Origin of the sequence: Paraburkholderia haematera, from assembly GCF_905220975.1 — a bacterium.
GTDB lineage: Bacteria > Pseudomonadota > Gammaproteobacteria > Burkholderiales > Burkholderiaceae > Paraburkholderia > Paraburkholderia haematera.
The window spans coordinates 262839-287445 of the sequence record NZ_CAJNBK010000001.1; the positions used below are offsets into that span (position 1 = coordinate 262839).

Below are 24607 nucleotides of genomic sequence, written 5' to 3' on the forward strand. Positions count from 1 at the left end.
AGCAGCTCATGAGCGACCCGACCCAGCCTTCCGCGCCCGACTTCGACAACCGCGATCCCAACTCGCCTGAGTTTTGGGACGAACGCTTCGAGCGCCATTTCACGCCGTGGGATCAGGCGGGCGTGCCGGCCGCGTTCCAGTCATTCGCCGAGCGGCATCGCGATGCAGCGGTACTGATTCCCGGTTGCGGCAGTGCCTATGAGGCGCTATGGCTAACGCAGCAGGGTAATCCAGTCCGGGCGATCGATTTTTCACCCGCTGCCGTCGCCGCGGCACGCGAACAATTGGGCGCGCAGCATGCGCAACGGGTCGAGCAGGCTGACTTCTTCGCTTACGAGCCGCCGTTCACCCCCGCATGGGTCTACGAACGCGCGTTCCTGTGCGCGTTGCCACCGGCGCGCCGCGCAGACTACGCGCGGCGGATGGCTGAGTTGTTGCCCGGCGGTGCGTTGCTGGCGGGTTTCTTTTTCGTCGGCGCGACGCCGAAAGGGCCGCCGTTCGGGATCGAGCGGACGGAACTCGACGGGTTGCTTACACCGAACTTCGATCTGATCGAAGACGAGGCCGTGAGCGACTCGATCGCCGTCTTTGCCGGCCGCGAGCGCTGGATGACCTGGCGGCGTCGTGGCTGAGCGCGCCACCGCCGCATATGACAGCGGCGCGGGCCGCACTTGATTCGATCGCCGCCGCCCCCATTTACGTGGGCGGCGGCTGTGCCTGGCGCTCGCCCCCAAAATCCGGGGGAGGGGTGTCGTTTGCGGCTATAATTCAAGGCTTTGCAAGCGTTTACAAGATTTCAGTAGGAAAAAGTTCATGCCGATCTACGCTTATCGTTGCGAGTCATGCGGCTTCGGGAAGGACGTGCTTCAGAAGATGAGCGACCCCCAGTTGACGCAGTGTCCCGAGTGCGGGAAAGACACATTTCGCAAGCAGGTCACTGCAGCCGGTTTCCAGTTGAAGGGCTCCGGCTGGTATGTGACCGATTTCCGCGGCGGTAACGCCGGCGCGAGCGCGCCGGCCAAGCCCGACGCGAATGGCGGCTCGAATGCGAATTCGGGCGAAAACGCCGCGGCCGGAAATGACGGCGCGGCGAAATCCGACACGGCTTCGGCCAACGGCACGGCCGCCGCCGCTTCATCGGGCGCAGCCGCAACGCCTGCCGCGCCTGCTGCCGCACCCGCCGCATCGGCGAGTTCGAGCAGTTCCGGCAGCGCCTAGTGGGACTGCCGCCCTCAGGGGCGGCGCACATGCCGCGTGCCGGGAATCGGCTCGCGCGGCTTTCTGGCGGTACACATGACGACGAAAAAAACGACGCTCAAATCGGTGTTCCTGACTGGCCTGCTGGTGCTGGTGCCTCTGGCTATCACACTGTGGGTGCTCGGCCTGATCATCGGTACGATGGACCAGACGCTATTGTTGCTGCCCACCTCGTGGCAGCCGGAGCGCGTGTTCGGCTTCCGTTTGCCGGGCCTCGGCGCGGTGCTGACGCTGGCGTTCATCTTTGTCGTCGGGCTGTTGACGCAAAACTTCATCGGGCAGAAGCTCGTGAAGTGGTGGGAAGTCGTGGTCGCGCACATTCCGGTGGTCGGCCCGATCTACACCAGCGTGAAGCAGGTGTCGGACACTTTGCTGTCGAGCAGCGGCAATGCGTTTCGCAAGGCGCTCCTGATCGAGTACCCGCGCCGCGGTTCCTATACGATTGCGTTTCTGACCGGCATTCCGGGCGGCGACGTGCTCAACCACCTGAAAGAAGATCACGTCAGCGTGTATGTGCCGACTACGCCGAACCCCACGTCCGGCTTCTTTCTGATGGTGCCCAGGAGCGAAGTGATCGAACTCGATATGACGGTCGACGCTGCGCTCAAATACATCGTCTCGATGGGCGTCGTGGCGCCGTCCGCGCCGCCGGCGCCGGTGGTGCGCCGCACGACAGTCGAGCCTCCGCTGTAATGCCGGTGCGTAGAGTTTCAAGCCGAGTTTGATCGCGGCGCGCCGTTCAACTAATGCAAAACGAAAGACAAACATCATGTCGATGAGATCTGAATACTGCGGTCTGGTGACCGAAGAACTGCTGGGCCAATCCGTCTCGCTGTGTGGCTGGGTAAGCCGCCGCCGCGACCATGGCGGCGTTATCTTCATCGACCTGCGCGACCGCGAAGGCCTCGTTCAGGTCGTCTGCGATCCGGATCGCGCGGAGATGTTCAAGACGGCCGAAGGCGTCCGGAACGAGTTCTGCCTGCAGATCAAGGGTGTGGTTCGCGCTCGCCCGGAAGGCACGACGAACGCCACGCTGAAGAGCGGCAAGATCGAAGTGCTGTGCCACGAGCTGATCGTGCTGAACCCGTCGATCACGCCGCCGTTCCAGCTCGACGACGACAACCTGTCGGAAACCACGCGTCTTACGCACCGCGTGCTCGACCTGCGCCGTCCGCAGATGCAGCACAACCTGCGTCTGCGCTACCGCGTTGCGATCGAAGTGCGCAAGTACCTGGACTCGCTGGGTTTCATCGACATCGAAACGCCGATGCTCACCAAGAGCACGCCGGAAGGCGCGCGCGATTACCTCGTGCCGTCGCGTACCAACCCGGGTCAGTTCTTCGCGCTGCCGCAATCGCCGCAACTGTTCAAGCAGTTGCTGATGGTCGCCAACTTCGATCGCTACTACCAGATCGTCAAGTGCTTCCGCGACGAAGACCTGCGCGCCGACCGTCAGCCGGAATTCACGCAGATCGACTGTGAAACCTCGTTCCTGTCGGAACAGGAAATCCGCGATCTGTTCGAAGCGATGATCCGTCACGTGTTCAAGGAAACGATCGGTGTAACGCTTGCCGAGAAATTCCCGGTCATGGAGTATTCGGAAGCCATGCGCCGCTTCGGTTCGGACAAGCCGGACCTGCGCGTCAAGCTCGAATTCACGGACCTGACCGACGCGGTCAAGGACGTCGACTTCAAGGTGTTCAGCACGCCGGCCAACACGAAAGATGGCCGTGTCGCGGCGATCCGCGTGCCGAAGGGTGGCGAGCTCTCGCGTGGCGACATCGACAGCTACACGGAATTCGTGCGCATCTATGGCGCGAAGGGCCTGGCTTGGATCAAGGTCAACGAAGTGGCGAAGGGCCGTGACGGTCTGCAAAGCCCGATCGTCAAGAACCTGCACGACGAAGCGGTCAAGGCGATCATCGAGCGCACCGGCGCGCAAGACGGCGACATCATTTTCTTCGCGGCGGATCGCGCGAAGGTGGTGAACGACAGCCTGGGCGCGCTGCGCCTGAAGATCGGCCATTCGGAATTCGGCAAGGCCAACGGTCTGGTCGAATCCGGCTGGAAGCCGCTGTGGGTGGTCGACTTCCCGATGTTCGAGTACGACGAAGAAGACAACCGCTACGTCGCCGCGCATCACCCGTTCACGAGCCCGAAGGACGAGCACCTCGAGTATCTGGAAACGGATCCGGCGCGCTGCCTCGCCAAGGCCTACGACATGGTGCTGAACGGCTGGGAAATCGGCGGCGGTTCGGTGCGTATTCACCGTGAAGAAGTGCAGAGCAAGGTGTTCCGTGCGCTGAAGATCAACGCGGAAGAAGCGCAAGCCAAGTTCGGCTTCCTGCTCGACGCGCTGCAATACGGCGCGCCGCCGCATGGCGGTATCGCATTCGGTCTGGACCGCATCATTACGATGATGGCCGGCGCCGATTCGATTCGCGACGTGATCGCGTTCCCGAAGACGCAACGCGCGCAGTGTCTGCTCACGCAGGCGCCGAGCGAAGTGGACGAGCGTCAGTTGCGCGAGTTGCATATCCGTCTGCGTCAGCCGGAACCGAAGGTCTAAGCTGGATCAAACGGAAGCTGTCTGAAAACGACAGCAGGACGTGACGAAAAAGCAATCGAAAAAGGCGCGTGATGCGCCTTTTTCGTTTTTTGCGTTACAGTCGAAGCAACCGGTCTCGACCGATCACAGGACCACTCGCCGACATGTACCGCGCAAGCGTTGCGCCCAGTTTTTACGCCATGCCGAAACCGCCGAAGATCCCACAATCCGTACTCGTCGTCATCCATACACCCGCGCTCGACGTGCTGTTGATCCGGCGTGCCGATCACGCAGATTTCTGGCAATCGGTGACCGGTTCGAAAGACCAGCTAGACGAACCTTTCGTTGAGACGGCGGCCCGCGAAGTGGCCGAGGAAACCGGCATCGCGGTCGGCAGCAAGCTGGTGCCGTACAGCGCGCTGTTCGACTGGCAATACTCGATCGAGTATGAGATTTACCCACAGTTCCGGCATCGCTATGCCGAGGGCGTGATCCACAACACTGAGCACTGGTTCAGCCTGGAAGTGCCCGAGCAACTCGAGGTGACGCTCGCGCCGCGCGAACATACCGCGTTTCTGTGGCTACCCTATGAAGAGGCGGCCTCGCGCTGCTTTTCGTCGTCGAATGCCGACGCGATCCTGCAATTGCCGAAGCGGCTTGCTGGGCGCCTGAATGGCGAGCCCAAGGAGCGTGTCCGGTGAGCGTCGGCGGCGCGCGCCGTTTCGCGCGACTCCGGCAATCGCTGCTCGGCCGCCGCTACTGGCAGCGCTACCGCTTCGCCAGCGGCAACGACGTGAAGCTGCTACGTTCCGGCGACGAGTTCTTCGCCGCGCTGATCGAACGCATCGACGCGGCGCAAAGCGACGTGGTTCTCGAAACCTATATCTTCTGTAACGACAGCGCGGGTCAGGCCGTTAGCGCGGCTTTGCTGCGCGCAGTCTCGCGCGGCGTAAAGGTGCGCGTGATTACCGACGGTATCGGCACCGAGCGTCTCGAGATGTTCAACGAATGGACGCTCGCCGGCATCGAGCATCGCATCTACAACCCGCATCTGTTCGGCCGCTTCGGCTTCTCACGTACGCACCGCAAGATCGCCGTAGTGGACGATCAATTCGGCTACTGCGGCGGCATCAATATCGTCGACGATTACGAGAACAACGGCGAGAAGCTGCCTTTCCGGCGCTGGGATTTCGCGGTGGAATTGCATGGGCCGGTGGTCGCCGATATCCGCCAGGCGTTCGACGTGCAATGGCGCAGGATCCGGCTCGGGCATCGGCCTCTGGAGTCGCTCCAACCTGATCTCGCGCCGACGACCATGGCGTCGCTCGGCACGCTGCGCCGCCGGCGCCGCAATCGCAACGAAACGCTTTGGGCCGGCGGGCAACCGTGCGTCGCCTTCGTCGCGCGCGACAACCTGATCAACCGTCGCGCCATCGAAAAGGCGTATCTGACCGCGATCGGCCAGGCGCGCAGCGAAGTACTGCTGGCCAACCCGTACTTCATGCCGGGCCGCAAGCTGCGGCGCGCGCTGATGTTCGCGGCTGAGCGAGGCGTCGAGGTGAAGCTGATCATCGGGCGCAAGGAGTTCCGGGCGCTCGATTACGCCGTGCCGTTCCTGTATCGTGCGCTGCTCAAAGCCGGCGTGCAGATCGCCGAGTACGAGAAGACCATGCTGCACGGCAAGGTCGCGGTGGTGGATTCGAATTGGGGAACCGTCGGTTCGTCGAACCTCGATGCGTTGAGCCTGATGCTCAACAACGAAGCCAACGTGGTGCTGGTGAACGATCCGTCGATCGGCGCGTTGCGCGAAGCGATCCTCGCCGCGTTCAAGGATTCGCGCCGGATCGACGAGGCGCGCTACGAGGCCCGTCCGGCCGGTGAGCGGTTGCTTAACTGGCTGGCCTACACAGCTTACCGGGCGGCGATGAAGCTGTTGACGGTGGGTGGCTATGACTAGCGCTTCCCCCTCTCTCACATAGGCGCAAGGGCGCGGTGTCAATGAATGGGGACAAAAGAAGGCAACCGCCTCTAAAAAATCTCCTTCCTCTGATTGACGGATGCCGCAGAATTGAAACCGGGTTAGAAACCGGTTTCTAATAAAGTCCTTGTTTCGCGGACGGCGGCGCACAATAATAGTACGGCCGTTCGATTTTCTTTCGGTCACATTAGAACGGTAAAAAAGCTATGCGAAAAGGCGAACAAACGCGCGTCGCGATTCTCGAAGCAGCACTTGATCTGGCAAGCCGCGACGGACTGGAAGGTCTGACGATTGGGCTGCTGGCCGAGCGCATGCAGATGAGCAAAAGCGGCGTGTTCGCGCATTTCGGGTCGCGCGAGGATTTGCAGGTCGAAGTCGTGCGCGAATATCACCGTCGTTTCGAAGACGAGGTGTTTTTCCCGAGTTTGCGCGAGCCTCGTGGATTGCCGCGCTTGCGCGCGATGCTCGCCCGCTGGATTGAGAAACGCATTCAGGAAGTCACCACGGGGTGCATCTACATCAGCGGCGCGGTCGAGTATGACGACCGCGGAGACAACCCGGTGCGCGAGCAACTGGTGTCGAGCGTGACGATCTGGCGTGCGGCGCTCACTCGTGCGATTTCGCAGGCGATGGAAGAAGGGCATCTGCGCGCCGATACCGATCCGCAGCTGATGCTGTTCGAACTGTACAGCTTCACGCTCGGCCTGCATCACGACGCGCGCTTCCTGCACTTGCCGGACGCAGTGCGTCTTACGTGGGCCGCGCTGGAAAAATTGATTGTTTCGTATCAGAGCGAAAGCCGTTAGCAAGGCCGTCGAACTTAAACAGATTCAGCGGTGCTGAAAGTCCGTTTCCACGGACCGAGCTAATCGCCTCGCTCCTTGTCAAACTTTGGAGAGAGTCATGGGACAGTACGCCGCACCGCTGCGCGACATGCAATTCGTTTTGCACGAGCTGCTTAACGTCGAAGCCGAGATCAAGCAGATGCCGAAGCACGCGGATCTCGATGCGGACACGATCAACGCCGTGCTCGAAGAGGCCGGCAAGTTCTGCTCTGAAGTGCTGTTCCCGCTCAATCACAGCGGCGATCAGGAAGGCTGCACGTACGTCGGCGACGGCGTCGTGACCACGCCGAAGGGCTTCAAGGAAGCCTACAAGCAATACGTGGAAGCCGGCTGGCCGGCACTCGGCTGCGATCCGGACTACGGCGGCCAGGGCTTGCCCGCGTTCGTCAATAACGCGCTGTACGAAATGCTGAACTCGGCGAACCAGGCGTGGACGATGTACCCGGGCCTGTCGCATGGCGCGTATGAATGCCTGCACGCACACGGCACGCCGGAACTGCAGCAACGCTACCTGCCGAAGCTGGTTGCGGGCGTCTGGACCGGCACGATGTGTCTGACCGAGCCGCACTGCGGCACCGACCTCGGCATCCTGCGGACCAAGGCCGAACCGAACAGCGACGGCTCGTACGCGATCAGCGGCACGAAGATTTTCATCTCCAGCGGCGAACACGATCTCGCGGAGAATATCGTTCACCTGGTGCTCGCACGTCTGCCGGACGCGCCGAAGGGCACCAAGGGTATTTCGCTCTTCATCGTGCCGAAGTTCGTGCCGAACGAAGCGGGCGAACCGGGCGAGCGCAACGGCGTGAAGTGCGGCTCCATCGAACACAAGATGGGCATTCATGGCAACGCGACCGCCGTGATCAATCTGGACAACGCGAAGGGCTGGCTGGTCGGTGAGCCGAACAAGGGCTTGAACGCGATGTTCGTGATGATGAACGCCGCGCGTTTGGGGGTCGGCATGCAGAGTCTGGGCCTGACCGAAATCGGCTACCAGAACTCGCTGGTGTACGCGAAAGAGCGTCTGCAAATGCGTTCGCTGACCGGCCCGAAAGCACCGGAAAAAGCCGCTGACCCGATCATCGTCCACCCTGACGTGCGTCGCATGCTGCTCACGCAAAAGGCCTACGCTGAAGGCGCTCGCGCATTCTCGTACTGGTCCGCGCTGCACATCGACAAGGAACTGTCGCACGCCGATGAATCGGTGCGCAAAGAAGCGGCGGATCTGGTCGCGCTGCTCACGCCGATCCTGAAAGCGTTCCTTTCGGACAACGCGTTCGAAAGCACCAACCACGCCATGCAGATCTACGGCGGCCACGGTTTCATTACCGAGTGGGGCATGGAGCAATACGTGCGCGACGCGCGTATCAACATGATCTACGAAGGCACCAACGCGGTTCAGGCGCTCGACCTGCTGGGCCGCAAGATTCTCGGCGACATGGGCGCGAAGATGAAGAGGTTCGGCAAGCTGGTGTCGGATTTCGTCGAAGCCGAAGGCGTGAAGCCGGAAATGCAGGAGTTCATCAACCCGCTCGCCGACATCGGTGAAAAGGTGCAGAAGCTGACGATGGAAATCGGCATGAAGGCCATGCAGAACCCGGACGAAGTCGGCGCCGCCGCCGTGCCGTATCTGCGCACCGTCGGCCACCTGGTGTTCTCGTACTTCTGGGCGCGCATGGCACGTATCGCGCTGGACAACGAAGCATCGGGCGATCCGTTCTACAAGGCGAAGCTCGCTACCGCACGCTTCTACTTTGCGAAGCTGCTGCCGGAAACGGCGATGACGATTCGTCAGGCGCGCGCCGGTTCGAAGTCGATGATGGACGTTGAAGAGTCGCTGTTCTAAGGCGCACCCCTCACGGCAAGCGCCACGCTCTCAAGAGGCGTGGCGCTCCGCCAGGCCACACATCGCGAACCGTAAAAACACATTCGCGACACCGCATAATTCCCCGGAGGAACGACGTGAGCAATCTGAACATTCGCAAGGTAGCCGTGCTCGGCGCCGGCGTGATGGGGGCGCAGATCGCAGCGCACCTGATCAACGCCAAGGTGCCCGTGCTGCTGTTCGACCTGCCCGCCAAGGAAGGCCCGAAGAACGCGATCGCGCTGAAGGCGATCGAGAATCTGAAGAAGCTGTCGCCCGCGCCGTTTGGCGTGAAGGACGACGCGCAATACATCCAGCCCGCGAACTACGACGACGACATCGAGAAGCTCGCCGAGTGCGACCTCGTGATCGAAGCGATCGCCGAACGCATGGACTGGAAGCACGACCTGTACAAGAAGGTGTCGCCGCACATCGCGCCGAATGCGATCTTCGCGACCAACACGTCGGGTCTGTCGATCACCGACCTGTCGAACGGTTTCTCGGATGAACTGAAGGCGCGCTTCTGCGGCGTGCACTTCTTCAATCCGCCGCGCTATATGCACCTGGTCGAACTGATTCCGACCGCGACGACGCGTCCGGAAATCCTCGACCAACTCGAATCGTTCCTGACGAGCGTGGTCGGCAAGGGTGTTGTTCGGGCGAAGGACACGCCGAACTTCATCGCCAACCGCGTCGGTATTTTCTCGATCCTCGCCGTCATCACGGAAGCCGCGAAGTTCGGCCTGCGTTTCGACGAAGTGGACGACCTGACGGGCTCGCGTCTGGGCCGCGCGAAGTCGGCAACGTTCCGCACGGCGGACGTGGTCGGTCTGGACACCATGGCGCACGTCATCAAGACGATGCAGGACACGCTGAAGGACGATCCGTTCTTCCCGGTCTACGAAACGCCGGCCGTGCTCGCCGAACTCGTGAAGAAGGGCGCGCTCGGTCAGAAGACCGGCGGCGGCTTCTACAAGAAGGAAGGCAAAGCCATCAAGGTGCTCGACCCGAAGACGGGCACCTACGTCGACGGCGGCGCGAAGGCGGACGAACTGGTCGGCCGAATTCTGAAGCGCCCGCCTGCAGAGCGTCTGAAGCTCCTGCGCGAATCGGAGCATCCGCAAGCGCAATTCCTGTGGTCGATTTTCCGCGACGTGTTTCACTACATTGGCGTGCATCTGGAATCGATCGCTGACAACGCGCGCGACGTCGATCTGGCTATTCGCTGGGGCTTCGGCTGGAACGAAGGCCCGTTCGAAGGCTGGCAGACGGCCGGCTGGAAGCAGGTCGCCGAATGGGTGCAGGAAGACATCGCGGCAGGCAAGGCGCTGTCGAACGCGCCGCTGCCGTCGTGGGTGCTCGAGGGGCCGGTTGCCGAGAAGGGCGGCGTGCATACGAACGAAGGTTCGTGGTCGCCGGCTTCGAAGACTTTTGTGCCGCGCTCGTCGCTGTCGGTCTACGACAAGCAGGTGTTCCGTGCACCGCTGGTCGGCGAAACGTCGGCTGACCCGAAGACCTACGGCAAGACGCTGTTCGAAACCGACGCTGTGCGCGCCTGGGTCGACGACCGTGCAGGCGAGAACGACGTCCTGATCGTGTCGTTCAAGAGCAAGATGAACACGATCGGACCGTCGGTGATCGACGGTCTGACGCAGGCGATCGAACTGGCCGAGAAGGACTACAAGGGTCTCGTCGTATGGCAACCCACGTCGCTGAAACTCGGCACGCCGGGCGGCCCGTTCTCCGCAGGTGCGAACCTCGAAGAAGCGATGCCCGCGTTCATGACGGGCGGCGCGAAGGGTATCGAACCGTTCGTGAAGAAGTTCCAGCAAGGCATGCTGCGCGTGAAGTACGCGAGCGTACCGGTCATCTCGGCCGTGTCGGGCATTGCGCTCGGCGGTGGTTGCGAGCTGGCGCTGCATAGCGCGAAGCGTGTCGCGCACATCGAAAGCTACATCGGTCTGGTTGAAGTCGGCGTGGGCCTCGTGCCTGCAGGCGGCGGTCTGAAGGAAGCGGCACTGCGCGCAGCAGAGGCCGCGACCGCAGCCGGCGCGACCAACGACCTGTTGAAGTTCGTGCAGAAGTCGTTCGAAAACGCAGCGATGGCGAAGGTCTCGGCCTCCGCGCTCGACGCCCGCGCAATGGGTTACCTGAAGCCGTCCGACACGATCGTCTTCAACGTGTTCGAACTGCTCGACATCGCGAAGAAGGAAGCGCGCGCGCTGTCCGCCGCGGGTTACCGTCCGCCGCTGCGTGTCACGCAAGTGCCGGTAGCGGGCCGCTCGGCGATTGCGACCATCAAGGCATCGCTCGTCAACATGCGCGACGGCCGTTTCATCAGCGAGCACGATTTCCTGATCGCCAGCCGTATCGCGGAAGCGGTGTGCGGCGGTGACGTTGAAGCCGGCAGCCTTGTCGACGAGGAATGGCTGCTCAAACTCGAGCGTCAAGCGTTTGTCGATCTGCTCGGCACGCAAAAGACGCAGGAACGGATCATGGGCATGTTGCAAACCGGCAAGCCGGTGCGCAACTAAGTGCAATAAATTGCATGGGACGGGAGTAAGCGCTAAAGCGCTAACTCCCGTCGACAGACGGAGATATTTAAATGTCAAAGCAATTGCAAGACGCATACATCGTCGCCGCGAGCCGCACGCCGATCGGCAAGGCGCCGCGCGGGATGTTCAGGAACACGCGCCCGGACGAACTGCTGGTGCACGCGATCAGGTCGGCTGTGGCCCAAGTGCCCGGCCTCGACACCAAGGTGATCGAAGACGCGATCATCGGCTGTGCGATTCCGGAAGCGGAACAAGGCCTGAACGTCGCGCGTATGGGTGCACTGCTGGCCGGCCTGCCGAACTCGGTGGGCGGCGTCACGGTGAACCGCTTCTGCGCCTCGGGCCTGACCGCGCTGGCCATGGCGGCTGACCGGATTCGCGTCGGCGAATCGGACGCGATGATCGCCGGCGGCTGCGAATCGATGAGCATGGTGCCGATGATGGGCAACAAGCCGTCGATGTCACCGCATATCTTCGATCGCAACGAAGACATCGGCATCGCCTACGGCATGGGCCTGACGGCGGAGAAGGTCGCCGAGCGCTGGAAGATCAGCCGCGAAGCACAAGACCAGTTCTCGGTCGAATCGCACCGCCGCGCCATCGCCGCGCAGCAAGCCGGCGAATTCAACGACGAAATCGCCGCGTACACGATCACCGAGCGTTTCCCCGACCTCGCTACCGGCGAAGTGCATATCAAAACGCGTGAAGTCGCGCTCGACGAAGGCCCGCGTGCCGAAACGTCGATGGAAGGTCTGGCGAAACTGCGCGCGGTGTTCGCGAACAAGGGTTCGGTAACGGCGGGCAACAGCTCGCAGACGTCGGACGGCGCGGGCGCGTTGATCGTCGTGTCGGAAAAGATGCTGAAGGAATTCAACCTGACGCCGCTCGCCCGTTTTGTTAGCTTCGCCGTGCGCGGCGTGCCGCCGGAAATCATGGGCATCGGTCCGAAGGAAGCGATTCCGGCCGCGCTGAAGGCAGCCGGCCTGAAGATCGAGGACATGGACTGGATCGAGCTGAACGAAGCGTTCGCCGCGCAATCGCTGGCGGTGATTCAGGACCTCGGTCTCGATCCGTCGAAGATCAACCCGCTGGGCGGCGCGATCGCACTCGGCCACCCGCTGGGTGCGACGGGCGCGATTCGTGCCTCGACGGTTGTGCACGGCCTGCGCCGCCGCAACTTCAAGTACGGCATGGTGACGATGTGCGTCGGTACCGGCATGGGCGCGGCGGGCATCATCGAACGTCTGTAATCGTGTTCGCCCGGGTCCCCGCAGTGATCCTTGCAGTGACCACCTAGGGACCGCGGAAACGGTTCGCAGGCCGCCTGGCTTGCGAACCGTTTTTTCCATTCAGCAGCAACAGGACTACGAGGAGATGACAATGGATATTCTGGTCGAGCGCGCCGACGGTGTGCTGACGATTGCCTTCAACCGGCCCGAGCGGAAAAACGCGATCACGGCCGCGATGTATCAGACGATGGCCGACGCACTGGTCGAAGCGCAAGGCGATGCATCGATTCGGGCGATTCTGATTCGCGGGAGCGCCGGCATTTTCAGCGCCGGCAACGATCTCGAAGACTTCATGAAGAAGCCGCCAGGCGGCGAAAACTCGCCGGTATTCCAGTTCCTGCGTGCGATCAGTTCGGCGGAAAAGCCGGTGGTGGCGTCGGTGGCGGGGCCGGCGGTCGGCATCGGCACGACGCTCCTCTTGCACTGCGATCTGGTCTACGCAGCAAATACGGCGAGCTTTTCGCTGCCGTTCACGCAACTTGGGTTGTGTCCGGAAGCCGCATCGAGTTTGCTGTTGCAGCGCGTGGCCGGGTATCAGGCCGCAGCGGAAAAGCTGCTGCTCGGCGAAGCATTCGACGCCGTGGAAGCGCAGCGCATGGGCTTCGTGAATCGCGTGCTGCCCGCGGCTGAAGTCGACGCGTTCGCCGCCGCGCAAGCGGCGAAGCTGGCGGCGCTGCCGGCGTCATCGCTGCGGGTGACGAAGAGCCTGATGAAGCGCGCGAGCCAACAGGAAGTGCAGACGCAGATAATCGAGGAAGCGGTGCACTTCGGCAAGATGCTGCTCGCGCCGGAAGCGCGCGAAGCGTTCAAGGCGTTCTTCGAGAAGCGCAAGCCGGACTTCCGGCAGTTCGATTGAACCGGCTGCGTTCAGGCGCCTGAAGCGTTCAAGGTTGCGCCGGCTGCAAGGTGTCGTAGTCGACGTAGCTGGTTTCCCGGCAGAAGCTGACAAGCCGCACGCCCGCTTTGCGGGCGATCGCAATCGCCAGCGAAGACGGCGCCGAAATCGTCGCGACCATCGGCACGTCGACACGTGCTGCTTTGCGCACCAGCTCGTAGCTGGCGCGGCTCGACAGAAACACAAAACCTTCCCGGGTATCCGCTCGGTCGAGCACCAACTGGCCGATCAGCTTGTCGAGCGCGTTGTGACGGCCGACGTCTTCGAACGCGTAGCGGATCGCGCCTGCCGCATCGCACCATGCGGCGGCGTGCAGGCCGCCGGTCAGGCGGGTTAGTGCCTGGTGCGCCGGCAACTCGCGCGCGGCACGAGCGATCGCATCCGGTGCAAGCCGTTGCAGAAAGCCGGTATCGGGCACGCGTTCCGGTTTCAGATCCAGCAGATCGATGCTTTCGATCCCGCATACGCCGCAGCCGGTGCGCCCGGCGAGCGCGCGGCGCTTTTCCTTCAGCGCAACGAAAGCCTGCTGCACCACCTTCAATTGCACTTCTGCGTGCGGCAATTCGTCATCGTCGTGCAACTCGACCTCGATGTCCTGAATGTCGCTGCCGCGTTCCACGATCCCTTCCGAAACCGCAAAACCGACCGCGAACGCTTCCAGATCGCGCGGGGTGCACATCATCACCGCGTGCGAGATGCCATTGAAGACGAGCGCCACCGGCCATTCCTGACCGACGTGATCGGTGACGGTTTCGACCGCCGCGCCGCGATGCCGGTGCACCTGGCGCTCCACGGCGCCCGTCTGCCCGTCTGTGTCCAGTTCGTTCAAGCGACTTCACTCCTTTCATGCTGCGCGCGTTTCTACGGCTTGCAGCCTTGGCCGGGCGGCGCGAAGCAGCGCCAGACCACGCTGCTATCGCGCGAATAAGGTTCTAAAATACCTCAAGCTGGGCTTGGGCGTTGCCCGCCACCAAGAGGATGACTGTCATGGCACTCAACGAAGCACCGCTTCTGTTCAACTTCGAAGTCGCGTCGTCGGAGAATTTCACTTACATCCCGATGTCGGTACGCTTCAATCTCGACCGTTTCGGGCTGCGCATCACGCTCGCGCAGTGGCAGTTGCTGCCGCTCGAAGACCGCAAGCTGCTGGCGCGGTTTCCGGTCGAAGAAGACTCGGAAATCGAGCCGAATTTCGACCACGCGCTGTTCGAGATGCTGCGCACGCACGCGAATGTCGAGCCGGATTGGTTCACGCCCGAGGAAGCGCCTGCCTGGCGTCGCACCGATGCCGTACCGGGTGACGTCGCACACCAGGCGGGACTCGCCGGCCTGCCCACGCCGGGCGTCGCCCAGTGGGCCGAACTCGCGCCGTTCAAGCGCTACGTGCTCGCCAAATTGTCGCGCAAGCCGGAAAGCAACCACGACTTCATTCCCGCGATGAAGGAATTTGGTACGGCCGGTTAGGCGCGGCCGTCTAGGCGCGAATTATTTCACTTCACACCCTTAATCTGTTCCGAACCCTGCCGTTATCCATGGGTTGGCGCGTAAAAAGACTCGACTCGGCGCGACCCGACGCACCGAAAGCGACCCCCGTGCTCCCGCCCTCAGAACGATTGACGTTCGGAACCCATGACTCCTTTTTTATCGAAGCGGCTGCTGATCAATCTGGCGGTCGTCGCCGCTGCGATCGGCGCGAACGCGTTCGTCGCCTATACGCAGATTTGCGGCCAGCGCGACGCCGACGCGCGCATGTTGCGTTCGACGAGCGTGCGTCAGAATCTCGACGCCTACCATACGGCGCTGGACAGCGGACTGGCCGCGCTCGGCCGTTTCGAAGCATCGGGTGAGGCCACGCCGGTCAACGAGGCCGCCGCCATGGCGACTTCGCTGGCCGGTCTGGAGCGCGAGTTGCGCAAAGAACTCGCCGGCGAACCCGCGCTGCTCGACACGCTCGCCAAACTGGGTACGGACAGTCATGCGCTGCAACACGATATCGACGATGCGCTGTTGAAGAGCGCCAGCACCACGCCAAACGAGTCGCGCGCGTGGGCGGCGTCGACCTATACGCATCTCGGGCTGGGTCTCGGCCGGGTGGAAGCCGGTCTGACGGCGTTGCGCCAGCAGGAGAATCAGACATTGCAGGCGTCGCTCACGGCCTCCGCGAACGAAACCCAGCGCGCCATGTTTCTGCTGATCGTGACGATGCTGGCCGGCAGCGCGCTCCTGATCTTCACGTTCGGCGCTCGCGAAAGCCGCGCGCGCGAGAAACTGCGCACCGTCCGCGCGCTCAACCGCAACGACGAACGTTTTCGCGGCCTGTTCGACGATCATCCGGTGCCGATGTACATTTTCGATCGCGAGACGCTGCGCTTTCTCACCGTCAACGCGGCAGCGATCCAGCAATACGGCTATTCCGAAAGCGAATTTCTCGCCATGACGATTCGCGCGATCCGGCCGAATGGCGAAATCTCGCGCCTTGAATCGCACCTGCAGCGCAGCGACGTCCCGCATCAGGGCCGCACGATGGCGGGTGTCTGGCATCACCGGCGCAAGGACGGGTCAACGATCAGCGCCGACATTTCCTATCACGCGCTCAACTTCATGGGCCGCGCCGCTTTCTTCGTGCTGGCCGACGACGTCACCGAACAGATCAACGCCGAAGCCGAAGCGCAGCGTTCGAACCAGATGCTCGAGACGGTGATCGACAACATCCCGCAGCGGATTTTCTGGAAGGATCAGGCGTCGCGCTATCTCGGCTGCAACATGGCGTTCGCGCGCGATGCGGGGCTCTCTTACCCTGAGCAGGTGGTCGGCAAGAGTGACAGCGATATGCCATGGCGCGCCTTCGCCGGCCTGCTGAACGAGCACGATAAAGAAGTGGTGACCACCGGCGTGCCGAAAATGAATTTCGAGGTCGACCTGGTGATCGACGGCGTGCATCGCACCACGGTCACGAGCAAGCTGCCGTTCACCGACGGCGATGGCCGCGTGATCGGCGTGCTCGGTTCCTACACGGACATCACCGAGCGCAAGCGCGCCGATCTGGCCTTGCGTCTGCAAAGCCGCGCGCTCGATGCCAGCGTCAACGCGATTCTGATTACCGCGCCGTCGCCGGCGGGCAATCTGATCGAATACGTGAACCCTGCGTTCATGCGCATCACCGGTTACGATCCCGCCGAAGTGATGGGTCACGATTGCCGAGTGCTGCAGCGCGACGACCGCGACCAGGAAGGCGTCGCCCTGATCCGCCAGGCGCTTGCCGCGAACCGCGAGGTGAGCGCCGTGGTGCGCAACTATCGCAAGGACGGCGCGCTGTTCTGGAATCAGCTGTTCATCGCGCCCGTGCCGAACGCGGAAGGTGTGATCACGCATCACATCGGCGTGATCAATGATGTGACGGATCTGATCCGCTATCAGGAGCAGCTCGAATACCAGGCCAACTACGACAGTCTCACGCGGCTGCCGAATCGCAACCTGCTGCGCGATCGCCTGCAGCATGCGTTGATCGTCGCCCAGCGGCATCACAAGGGCGTCGCGGTGGTGTTCATCGATCTGGACGGTTTCAAGAACGTCAACGACAGCCTTGGCCATAGCGTCGGCGACCGCTTGCTGAGCGTGGTGGCGGAACGGCTCGCGCGCTGCACGCGAACCAGCGACACGGTCGCGCGGCACGGCGGCGACGAGTTCGTGATCGTGATGACCGATACCGTTGACGAGCAGTCGCTGATCGCGTGGATGGAGCGGGTGCGCGCGTCGATTTCCGAGCCGGTGTGGCTCGACGGCACCGAGTTGTATGTCGGCTGCAGCATGGGCGCGAGCCTCTTCCCGCAGGACGGCGAAGACGCGGAAACGCTGATGAAAAAGGCCGACCTCGCGATGTATCGCGCGAAGGACATGGGCCGCAACACGTTCCAGTTCTACCAGCCGGAAATGAATGCGAGTGCGGGCGCGCGCCTGAATCTCGAACGGCGTTTGCGCCGCGCCTTGCGCGACAACGAGTTCCTGCTGCACTACCAGCCGCAGGTGGATATCGGGAGCGGGCAGATCGTCGGCACCGAGGCGCTGGTGCGCTGGCGCGATCCGGAAGTCGGATTGGTGCTGCCGTCGGTGTTCATTCCGGTTGCCGAGGAGAGCGGGTTGATCGGGCCGCTGTCGGAATGGGTGCTACGCGAGGCGTGCCGCCAGAACAAGGCGTGGCAGGACGAGGGCTTGCCGCCGGCGCGGGTGTCGGTGAATCTGTCGGCGCGGGTTTTTCAGCAGCGCGACATCGCGAAGCTCGTCATGCAGGTGCTTGCCGAGACGGGTCTCGAGCCGCAGTACCTCGAACTCGAGCTTACCGAAAGCACCATCATGCGCAATGCCGAGGAGGCAGTGTCGATGCTCAACGAACTGCACGCGCTCGGCATCGGTCTTGCCATCGACGACTTCGGCACCGGCTATTCGAGTCTCAGCTATCTGAAGCGCTTCCCGGTGGACCGTTTGAAGATCGACCGCTCGTTCGTGTCGGATATTGGCGTGTCGGGCGACGACGAAACGATCACGTCGGCGATCATCGCGCTCGCGCATTCGCTGAAATTGCAGGTGATCGCCGAGGGTGTGGAGACGTCGGCGCAACTCGACTTCCTGAAAGAACGCGCGTGCGACGAAATGCAGGGTTTCTACTTCGCGAAGCCCTTGTCGACCGACGCGATTTCGGCGTTGTTACAGGGCGGGGTAGGGCGGGAAGTGGTGACGGTGTAGTTCGCGGGAAGCTTAGGCGACGCTTGCATAGCGTGGTGGCTCGTCCGGCTCGTCGTTCGCCAGAAGCCTCGCCGCCATGAAATCGATAAACACCCGCAGCCGGGGCGGCACGCTGCGTCCGGCGGGCCAGACGATGCTGATGTCGATCGCCTGCTCGACGTAATCGTCGAGCACTGTGCACAGCAAACCGTCCTTCAGCGCCTGCCGTACCGAAAAATCCGGCATGCAGGCGATCCCCAGACCGCGCATCGCGAAGCACGCGCGCGTCTCAATGTTGTTGCACACCATCGAAATGGGCAGCGCGAGCTCGCGCTCGCCGGCCTCGCGCCGCAACGGCCAGATTTCCAGCTTGCCGTTCGTCGGATAACGGTAGTGCAGACACACATGGTCGGCCAGATCGGCGGGCGTTTGCGGCGTGCCGCGCCGGGCGAAGTAGGCCGGCGCGCCGACCAGTGCCACGCCGAATGAACCGATTTGCCGCGCGGCGAGGCGTGAATCCGCCAGCGCGCCAGTGCGCACGACGACGTCGAAACCTTCGTCGATCACGTCGACCACGCGGTCGCTGAAGTCCAGATCCAGTTCGATCTCTGGATACGCCAGCATGAAATCGGCGAGCACCGGCAGCACCAGCGAACCGACCACGGGCAGGCTCACGCGCAAGCGGCCGCGCGGCGAACCGGCACTTTGCGACATCTCCAGCTCCGCCGCTTCGATTTCGGCGAGGATGCGCCGGCTGCGTTGGAGGAATTGCACGCCGTCGGTGGTGAGCGTGATGCTGCGCGTGCTGCGATGCGCTTGCCGACCGCCGACGCCGACACGCCGAGCAGCCGCCCGGCCGTGACGAAGCTGCGTGTTTCGGCCACCTGCACGAATACCAGGAACCCGCTCAGACTTTCCACCGTTGCCTCCGATTCCGGACATGAATGTCCGCAGACTGAGGAACTCTATCCCAGTTTTTCTTCGGATGCCGGGTTCGTATGATGGCGGCACGCCTTTTCATTGGAACCGCCATGTCCGATTTGCACGAACCGTCCAACGCTTCTCTTTCTGCGCGTCATACCGCACCGCTCTCCGCGCGCGTCGATGCGGTGATCGATACCGCGTTGGCTTCGCAGCGCCTCGTCGGGGGCGTGGTGCTGATCGCCCAGCACGGTGAGCCGGTGTATCGCTGCGCGGCAGGCTTCGCCGATCGCGAGCGCGAGCAGCCGATGCGCGAAGACACGCTGTTTCGGCTCGCGTCGATTTCGAAACCGATCGTGTCGACGGCCGCGATGGTGCTGGTCAGCCAGCAGCGTCTCGGACTCGATGACGCAGTCGAGCGTTACCTGCCTGAATTCACGCCGCACGGACCGGATGGCGCTGCCGCGCGGCTCACTGTGCGGCACTTGCTGACGCATACCGCAGGCCTTGGCTATCGCTTTCTCGAAACCGACGAACAGGGTCCGTATGCCCGCGCAGGTGTCTCCGATGGCATGGATCGCGCGGGCATTACGCTCGCTGAGAATGTGCGCCGGATCGCCAGCGTGCCATTGATGTTCACGCCGGGCACCGCGTGGGCTTACTCGCTGTCGATCGACGTGTTGGGCGCGCTGATCGAACGCGTGGCGCTGCTGCCGCTGGACGATGCCGTACGCGAGCTCGTCACCGCTCCGCTTGCGATGAACGACACCGCCTTTTACACCCTCGACGCGCAGCGCCTCGCGACGCCTTATGTGAGCGACGTACCGCAACCGCACCGCATGCACGACAAGGAACGCGTCACGCCATTCGAAGGTGCAATCGGCATCGACTTCGAACCCGCGCGCGCGTTGGACCGCTCCGCGTTCGCCTCGGGCGGCGCGGGCATGGTGGGGTGCGCGGATGATGTGCTGCGTTTGCTCGACACATTGCGCGACGGCGGCGGCGCTTTGCTGCCGCGCGCGTGGGTCGACGAAATGGGCCGCAACCAGACCGGCGAGATGGGTCCGCCCGATAAGCCGGGCTACGGCTTCGGACTGGGCTTTTCCGTGCTGCGCGATCCGCTTGCCGCCGATTCGCTGGAGTCGCCCGGCACCTGGTGCTGGGGCGGCGCGTACGGCCATTCATGGTTCGTCGACCGGAGTCGTGGCCTGAGCGTCGTCGCGCTCACCAACACGTTGTACGAAGGGATGTCAGGGGCGTTCGTCAACGCGCTGCGCGATGCGGTGTACGGCGTGACAGCGCCCACGGTTCAGGAGGCAAGCCGGCCATGAGCGAATTCGACATCGATCACTCCCGCGTCACGATACCTCCAGCGCAATTGGCGCAATCTGCCGATCGTTTGCCGCTGTCAGGTTTGCTCGCACTCGCCACGGCCGGCTTCATCAAGATCCTGACTGAAGCATTGCCCGCTGGCCTGCTGCGCGAAATGAGTGGCGACTTCGGGGTGTCGGCGGCACTGATCGGGCAGCTCGTCACCGTGTATGCCGCGGGGTCATTGCTGGCGGCGATTCCCCTGGCGATCGCGACGCGCGGCTGGCGCCGTCGTCCGCTGCTGCTGGTGGCGATTGCGGGTTTCGTCGTCGTCAATACGGTAACGACACTGTCGACGAACTACACGCTCACGTTGGTCGCGCGTTTTTTGGCCGGTGTGTCAGCTGGTCTGGTGTGGGCGCTGCTCGCCGGCTACGCGGCGCGCATGGCGCCCGCGCATCTGCAAGGCAGGGCGATCGCGGTGGCGATGACGGGCGTGCCGGTCGCGTTGTCGCTCGGCATTCCGCTCGGGACGCTGGTGGGCGCTTCGATGGGTTGGCGTTATACGTTCGGTGCGATGAGCGTGCTGACGGTCGTGCTGCTCGGCTGGGTGCGCTGGCAGGTGCCCGATTTCGCCGGTCAGCCAGCCGGCCGGCGCGCAACATTGCGCGGCGTGCTCGCTTCGCCGGGCATCAAGGCGGTGCTCGCCGTGATGTTCGCTTACGTGCTCGCGCACACCATCCTCTACACCTACATCTCGCCGTTCCTTGCGCTCGCGCATTTGCAGCAGCGCGTGGATGCGGTGCTGTTCGTGTTCGGCGTGATGGCGCTTGCGAGCATCGCGATCGTCGGCGTGCTGGTGGACCGGCACCTGCGCCGGCTGACGCTCGTCAGCGTCGCGTTGTTCGGCGTGGCGACCGTGATGCTCGGTCTGGCGAGCGATCTGCCGGCCGCCGTCTATCTCAGCGTGGGCGTATGGGGGCTCGCGTTCGGCGGCGCCGCTACGCTGTTTCAAACCGCGTCGGCGCGTGCTGCGGGCGAGGGCGCCGACGTCGCGCAATCGATGATCGTCACGGTCTGGAATCTCGCGATTGCAGGCGGCGGGGCGCTGGGCGGCGTTGCGATCGACCGATATGGTGCGTTCGCGTTGCCGTGGGTGCCCGCCGCGCTGTTGATCGGGACGCTGCTGTGCGTCGGCGTCAATGCGCTCCGCGGCCGAGGGACGGGCGCGGCGGACAAAGCAACCGCCGCGCGCCTCGGATCCTGCGGCAGTCAATGAAAGCGAATCTCAGACGGCGGGCGTGTCGACGAATACCGGCAACCGCTCGGCCGCCTCGGAAAACGCCTGAAGATTCGGATGTGCCGCCTTGGTGACGATCTCCGGCAAGAACATCTGCGTGAAATTCCACGCGACGGCTACCGTCACATCCACCGCGCCGAAATGGTTCGGCTCGACCGGCAGCGGGGCCGACGCGAGTTCCGCCTCGAGTTCGCGGTAAGCGGCGTGCAATTGCTCGGTCACACGATCGACCCACGGCTCATGCTGTTTGTCCGCCGGACGCAGATTGCGTTCGTAGACGATCTGCACGGACTTTTCACAAGCGGCTAGCGCCAGGCCCGTGAGGCGCGCGGCGCGCAGGCAGTGATCTGGTTGTGACGGGAAGATCCGGTGATCCGGCGCCGCGAGCGTGGCGACATACTGCAGGATCACGGTCGAATCCATCACGCTCTGGCCGTTGTCGAGGATCAGCGTCGGCGCCTTGACGACCGGGTTGATCTTCGCGAACGCGTCATACGTGCTGAACACCGAAATTGCCTGGTGTTCGAAGTCGAGCTTCAGCATCTTCAGGCAGATAGCGACCCGGCGCACGTAGGGCGAATCCAGCATTCCGATCAGCTTCATCTCATTCCCGTTAGAAGATCTATATAGCTTGCCCGAGCGGGCGAGTATCCGGCTGTTCGCCTGTCAGACGGTGCCTGCAGAGCAGTAAGGCAATAGCCTAACCGTCTCGCCGCATCAAAAAAAGCAACATTAATCGACGATTTACGTCAGAATTTCTTACATGAAACCCATTCCACCGCTTACCGCTTTGCGCTGCTTTGAGGCCGTCGCCCGGCTCGGCGGTGTCACGCCGGCCGCGCGGGAATTGCACGTCACGCATTCGGCGGTCAGTCAGCAGATCAAGGTGCTGGAAGAGTCGATGGGCGTCGCGCTGTTCGTGCGTGAAGCGCGCGGCCTGCGGCTTACCGACGACGGCCGGCTCTACGCGCTCGAAATACGCTCGGCGTTGCGCGACATCACGCAGGCGACACGCCGTGCGCAGGCGCGTCCGCACGAAAGCGAACTGGTGATCGCGACCTTGCCGTCGTTCGCGCAGCATTGGCTTGTGCCGCGCCTCGCGAGCTTCCGCGAGGCGCATCCGTACTATCGCGTGCGCCTTTTGACGAATCTGCAGATCGAGGATTTTCGCCAGAGTACGAGTGACATCGGTATTCGCATGGGGCAGGGGCATTGGCCCGACGTCGCGCAACAGAAGCTATTCGACGACGACATGCTCGTGGTCGCAGCCCCGCATTTCGCGCTCGGGCCAAACGGCCGTTTTCCGCGCACGGCCGAGGACGTGCTCGCGTGTCCGCTGATCTCGAGCCCCGACGCGCCCTGGAGCGACTGGTGCCAGGCGGGGCAGGTGGCCGAGCCGGCCGCTGAAGCACTGGTGCTGTCGGCGAACGATTCGAACGTCGTGATCGGCGCCGTGCTGCTCGGGCAGGGTGTCGCGCTCGAGCGGCGCAGCCTCGTCGCGCACGCGCTCGCGCGAGGCGAACTGGTGCAGATCACGGACATCCGCGTGCCGTATCGCTATCCGTACTGGCTGGTGTGGCAGCAACGCGAGATTCTGAACGCAAAACAGGCGCATTTCGCACAGTGGATCGACGCGCAGGTCGGTGCCTATTTGCGTAGTGGTTCCTGAGATTCTGTGGCGATTGGCGCGCGCAGGCCGCCGCTCGCGGGGGATTACCGGGTTGCGCGTAAATGTCAGTCGTATATATTCGGGATTCCCGTCTCAGACTTCGCCGGGAACCACGAAGCATCGATTCACGTGGCGTTGCGCCCGCCTTTCGCTGCTCGCACTCCGTCAAGGGCGTTTCGCCACCACATATCTTCTAATACGACTGGAGAGAACAATGACTTCTTCACCTGCAAAGAAATGGGCTGTGCTGCTGACATCGGTTGTGCTGAGCGCGGCTTCGGTTGCACCGGCGTTCGCGCAAAGCGGCGCAAGTGCTCCGGCGGGCGATGGCGCTAATGCCACCACGGCCGCCACGCCGGCGGCTGCATCCAAGGCAGCCGCCAAGGCGCAACGCAAGGCCGCGCGCAAGCAGGCGAGGGCGAAGAAGAACGCCGAGTTGAAGCAGTTGGAGAGCAATGGGTATAACCCGTCGCGCAACGATCCGAACTATCCGACGGATCTCCAGAACGCGCAGAAAAAGGCGGCAGCGGGCGCGGCGGCGAGCCAGTAAGCGGCCGTGGGTCGGATGGAAGTTGCCGGCCCGGTCGTGCTTGCGCTGGGGGCCTGGCAAACGCAGCCCGGCAAGCACAAGGTATGAAGATAAACGAGGCGCTCAGGCGCCTCGTTTTCGTTCAATCTCCGCCGCTCAATCCAGCACTGGCAGCGCGCGCGGGCGCCGGTCGCTATCGGTTGCGACGTAGGTCAGGGTCGCCTCGGTGACCTTCACGAGGTCTTCGGTCAGGCTCATGCGCTGCGCGTAGACCTCGACCGCCACCGTCACCGAGGTGTTGCCCGTCTTGACGATATCCGCGTAGAAGCTCAACAGATCGCCGACGAACACCGGTTGCTTGAAGACGAACGAATTGACCGCGATGGTCGCCACCCTCCCGTTGGCGCGGCGGCTGGCCGGAATCGAACCGGCGATATCCACTTGCGCCATGATCCAGCCGCCGAACACGTCGCCATGGACGTTCGCGTCTGACGGTTGCGGCACGACGCGCAGCGCGCAAGATTTTTGCGGGAGTTGGAGGAGATCGGTCATCGGGACACCCTTGAAATTCGTAATGGCTCGGTCGGCTCGACAGGTAGGCGGGGGATTTCACGAAGACTGCACGACTGCGCAGCACAGCCGCACGGCCCAGATGAAACTACGGCCGACCATCTCGTGAAAAGCGGCGCCAGCCGGCTTCTGTGACAGTAAAAGATCAGGAATTGTACGGGAAAGGGCCAGCCAGAGCGCGTACCGGAAAGCAGTGGGTCCGGTTGGTTCGCTGCGGGCGGGGCGTACCGCCGAAAACACGTGATCCGCCTGGAATTGGCGGCGCGCGGTTCTGTTTCGAGAATCCCGACCCGAAATGTCGTTACGAAGTACCGGGGTAACGCCCTCCGTAAAAACATCGGCGCACGATGGCGATTC

20 protein-coding genes and 1 pseudogene are annotated in these 24607 nt (G+C 63.1%); 17 read left to right on the plus strand and 4 right to left on the minus strand.

The annotated features are described in order from the left end of the window. Positions 1-8: 8 nt before the first annotated feature. From KHO23_RS01270 to KHO23_RS01320, 11 genes are all read left to right on the plus strand, one after another. Positions 9-632: a methyltransferase domain-containing protein gene (locus KHO23_RS01270; RefSeq protein WP_211608819.1), complete on the plus strand. Its 624-nt coding sequence runs from the start codon at positions 9-11 to the stop codon at positions 630-632. A gap of 181 nt (positions 633-813) precedes the next feature. Then, entirely contained in the window at positions 814-1218 is a 405-nt protein-coding gene (locus tag KHO23_RS01275; protein ID WP_211608821.1) for an FmdB family zinc ribbon protein, read from the plus strand. Between the two features lie 75 nt (positions 1219-1293). Continuing rightward, positions 1294-1950, plus strand: coding sequence for a DUF502 domain-containing protein (locus KHO23_RS01280; RefSeq protein ID WP_211608823.1), 657 nt, complete (start codon positions 1294-1296; stop codon positions 1948-1950). 76 nt (positions 1951-2026) lie between these two features. Continuing rightward, positions 2027-3826, plus strand: coding sequence for an aspartate--tRNA ligase (aspS, locus tag KHO23_RS01285; protein ID WP_211608830.1), 1800 nt, complete (start codon positions 2027-2029; stop codon positions 3824-3826). A 179-nt stretch (positions 3827-4005) separates the two neighbouring features. Continuing rightward, complete coding sequence (nudB, locus tag KHO23_RS01290; protein ID WP_211609813.1) at positions 4006-4506, plus strand: dihydroneopterin triphosphate diphosphatase; 501 nt, start codon at positions 4006-4008, stop codon at positions 4504-4506. After that, entirely contained in the window at positions 4503-5762 is a 1260-nt protein-coding gene (gene clsB, locus KHO23_RS01295) for a cardiolipin synthase ClsB (RefSeq protein WP_211608843.1), read from the plus strand. Before nudB ends, clsB begins: the two co-directional genes overlap by 4 nt. A 227-nt stretch (positions 5763-5989) precedes the next feature. Next, a complete protein-coding gene (locus KHO23_RS01300) occupies positions 5990-6589 on the plus strand; it encodes a TetR/AcrR family transcriptional regulator (RefSeq protein WP_211608845.1) in 600 nt (199 codons plus the stop codon). 97 nt (positions 6590-6686) lie between these two features. Continuing rightward, positions 6687-8474 carry an acyl-CoA dehydrogenase C-terminal domain-containing protein gene (locus KHO23_RS01305; RefSeq protein ID WP_211608847.1) on the plus strand — a complete coding sequence of 596 codons (1788 nt, stop codon included), beginning with the start codon at positions 6687-6689 and terminating at the stop codon, positions 8472-8474. 116 nt (positions 8475-8590) lie between these two features. Then, positions 8591-11026 carry a 3-hydroxyacyl-CoA dehydrogenase/enoyl-CoA hydratase family protein gene (locus KHO23_RS01310; RefSeq protein WP_211608855.1) on the plus strand — a complete coding sequence of 812 codons (2436 nt, stop codon included), beginning with the start codon at positions 8591-8593 and terminating at the stop codon, positions 11024-11026. A 71-nt stretch (positions 11027-11097) separates the two neighbouring features. After that, positions 11098-12297, plus strand: a complete 1200-nt coding sequence (locus KHO23_RS01315; protein ID WP_211608863.1) for an acetyl-CoA C-acyltransferase — start codon at positions 11098-11100, stop codon at positions 12295-12297. A gap of 124 nt (positions 12298-12421) precedes the next feature. Further along, entirely contained in the window at positions 12422-13192 is a 771-nt protein-coding gene (locus KHO23_RS01320) for an enoyl-CoA hydratase (protein WP_211608871.1), read from the plus strand. Positions 13193-13220: 28 nt separating this feature from the next. Here KHO23_RS01320 and fdhD read toward each other — a convergent pair whose 3' ends face one another. Next, positions 13221-14060, minus strand: coding sequence for a formate dehydrogenase accessory sulfurtransferase FdhD (fdhD, locus tag KHO23_RS01325; protein ID WP_211608880.1), 840 nt, complete (start codon positions 14058-14060; stop codon positions 13221-13223). A gap of 158 nt (positions 14061-14218) precedes the next feature. Between fdhD and KHO23_RS01330 the strand changes: the two genes are divergently transcribed. Together KHO23_RS01330 and KHO23_RS01335 are read left to right on the plus strand one after the other, a co-directional pair. Then, the gene (locus KHO23_RS01330; RefSeq protein ID WP_211608886.1) at positions 14219-14695 is read left to right on the plus strand and encodes a nitrate reductase associated protein; all 477 of its coding nucleotides are present in this window, start codon (positions 14219-14221) and stop codon (positions 14693-14695) included. Positions 14696-14860: 165 nt separating this feature from the next. Further along, positions 14861-17971 carry a sensor domain-containing protein gene (locus tag KHO23_RS01335; protein ID WP_211608894.1) on the plus strand — a complete coding sequence of 1037 codons (3111 nt, stop codon included), beginning with the start codon at positions 14861-14863 and terminating at the stop codon, positions 17969-17971. 12 nt (positions 17972-17983) lie between these two features. Here KHO23_RS01335 and KHO23_RS01340 read toward each other — a convergent pair. Continuing rightward, positions 17984-18870: pseudogene (locus KHO23_RS01340) on the minus strand (LysR family transcriptional regulator). 111 nt (positions 18871-18981) lie between these two features. On the opposite strand from KHO23_RS01340, the gene KHO23_RS01345 reads away from it, so the two are divergent. Then, a complete protein-coding gene (locus KHO23_RS01345) occupies positions 18982-20202 on the plus strand; it encodes a serine hydrolase domain-containing protein (protein WP_236066688.1) in 1221 nt (406 codons plus the stop codon). After that, on the plus strand, positions 20199-21461 hold the full coding sequence (locus KHO23_RS01350) for an MFS transporter (protein ID WP_236066689.1): 1263 nt from the start codon (positions 20199-20201) through the stop codon (positions 21459-21461). Before KHO23_RS01345 ends, KHO23_RS01350 begins: the two co-directional genes overlap by 4 nt. Positions 21462-21470: 9 nt before the next feature. Here the strand turns inward: KHO23_RS01350 and KHO23_RS01355 are convergent, their stop codons facing one another. Next, positions 21471-22085: a glutathione S-transferase gene (locus KHO23_RS01355; protein WP_211608910.1), complete on the minus strand. Its 615-nt coding sequence runs from the start codon at positions 22083-22085 to the stop codon at positions 21471-21473. 160 nt (positions 22086-22245) lie between these two features. On the opposite strand from KHO23_RS01355, the gene KHO23_RS01360 reads away from it, so the two are divergent. Both KHO23_RS01360 and KHO23_RS01365 read left to right on the plus strand, forming a co-directional pair. Then, positions 22246-23151, plus strand: a complete 906-nt coding sequence (locus KHO23_RS01360) for a LysR substrate-binding domain-containing protein (protein ID WP_211608918.1) — start codon at positions 22246-22248, stop codon at positions 23149-23151. A 214-nt stretch (positions 23152-23365) separates the two neighbouring features. Beyond that, the gene (locus tag KHO23_RS01365; protein WP_211608921.1) at positions 23366-23701 is read left to right on the plus strand and encodes a DUF4148 domain-containing protein; all 336 of its coding nucleotides are present in this window, start codon (positions 23366-23368) and stop codon (positions 23699-23701) included. Positions 23702-23836: 135 nt separating this feature from the next. Here KHO23_RS01365 and KHO23_RS01370 read toward each other — a convergent pair whose 3' ends face one another. Next, positions 23837-24232: an acyl-CoA thioesterase gene (locus tag KHO23_RS01370; protein ID WP_211608929.1), complete on the minus strand. Its 396-nt coding sequence runs from the start codon at positions 24230-24232 to the stop codon at positions 23837-23839. Positions 24233-24607 lie beyond the last annotated feature (375 nt).

Coding starts and splice junctions, on each gene's coding strand:
- KHO23_RS01370 (WP_211608929.1), bottom strand. CDS start 24,232: ATGACCGATCTCCTCCAACTCCCGCAAAAATCTTGCGCGCTGCGCGTC.
- KHO23_RS01275 (WP_211608821.1), top strand. CDS start 814: ATGCCGATCTACGCTTATCGTTGCGAGTCATGCGGCTTCGGGAAGGAC.
- KHO23_RS01355 (WP_211608910.1), bottom strand. CDS start 22,085: ATGAAGCTGATCGGAATGCTGGATTCGCCCTACGTGCGCCGGGTCGCT.
- KHO23_RS01350 (WP_236066689.1), top strand. CDS start 20,199: ATGAGCGAATTCGACATCGATCACTCCCGCGTCACGATACCTCCAGCG.
- KHO23_RS01315 (WP_211608863.1), top strand. CDS start 11,098: ATGTCAAAGCAATTGCAAGACGCATACATCGTCGCCGCGAGCCGCACG.
- KHO23_RS01335 (WP_211608894.1), top strand. CDS start 14,861: ATGACTCCTTTTTTATCGAAGCGGCTGCTGATCAATCTGGCGGTCGTC.
- KHO23_RS01345 (WP_236066688.1), top strand. CDS start 18,982: ATGTCCGATTTGCACGAACCGTCCAACGCTTCTCTTTCTGCGCGTCAT.
- KHO23_RS01305 (WP_211608847.1), top strand. CDS start 6,687: ATGGGACAGTACGCCGCACCGCTGCGCGACATGCAATTCGTTTTGCAC.
- aspS (WP_211608830.1), top strand. CDS start 2,027: ATGTCGATGAGATCTGAATACTGCGGTCTGGTGACCGAAGAACTGCTG.
- KHO23_RS01330 (WP_211608886.1), top strand. CDS start 14,219: ATGGCACTCAACGAAGCACCGCTTCTGTTCAACTTCGAAGTCGCGTCG.
- KHO23_RS01270 (WP_211608819.1), top strand. CDS start 9: ATGAGCGACCCGACCCAGCCTTCCGCGCCCGACTTCGACAACCGCGAT.
- nudB (WP_211609813.1), top strand. CDS start 4,006: ATGCCGAAACCGCCGAAGATCCCACAATCCGTACTCGTCGTCATCCAT.
- KHO23_RS01365 (WP_211608921.1), top strand. CDS start 23,366: ATGACTTCTTCACCTGCAAAGAAATGGGCTGTGCTGCTGACATCGGTT.
- KHO23_RS01320 (WP_211608871.1), top strand. CDS start 12,422: ATGACAATGGATATTCTGGTCGAGCGCGCCGACGGTGTGCTGACGATT.
- KHO23_RS01280 (WP_211608823.1), top strand. CDS start 1,294: ATGACGACGAAAAAAACGACGCTCAAATCGGTGTTCCTGACTGGCCTG.
- KHO23_RS01300 (WP_211608845.1), top strand. CDS start 5,990: ATGCGAAAAGGCGAACAAACGCGCGTCGCGATTCTCGAAGCAGCACTT.
- KHO23_RS01360 (WP_211608918.1), top strand. CDS start 22,246: ATGAAACCCATTCCACCGCTTACCGCTTTGCGCTGCTTTGAGGCCGTC.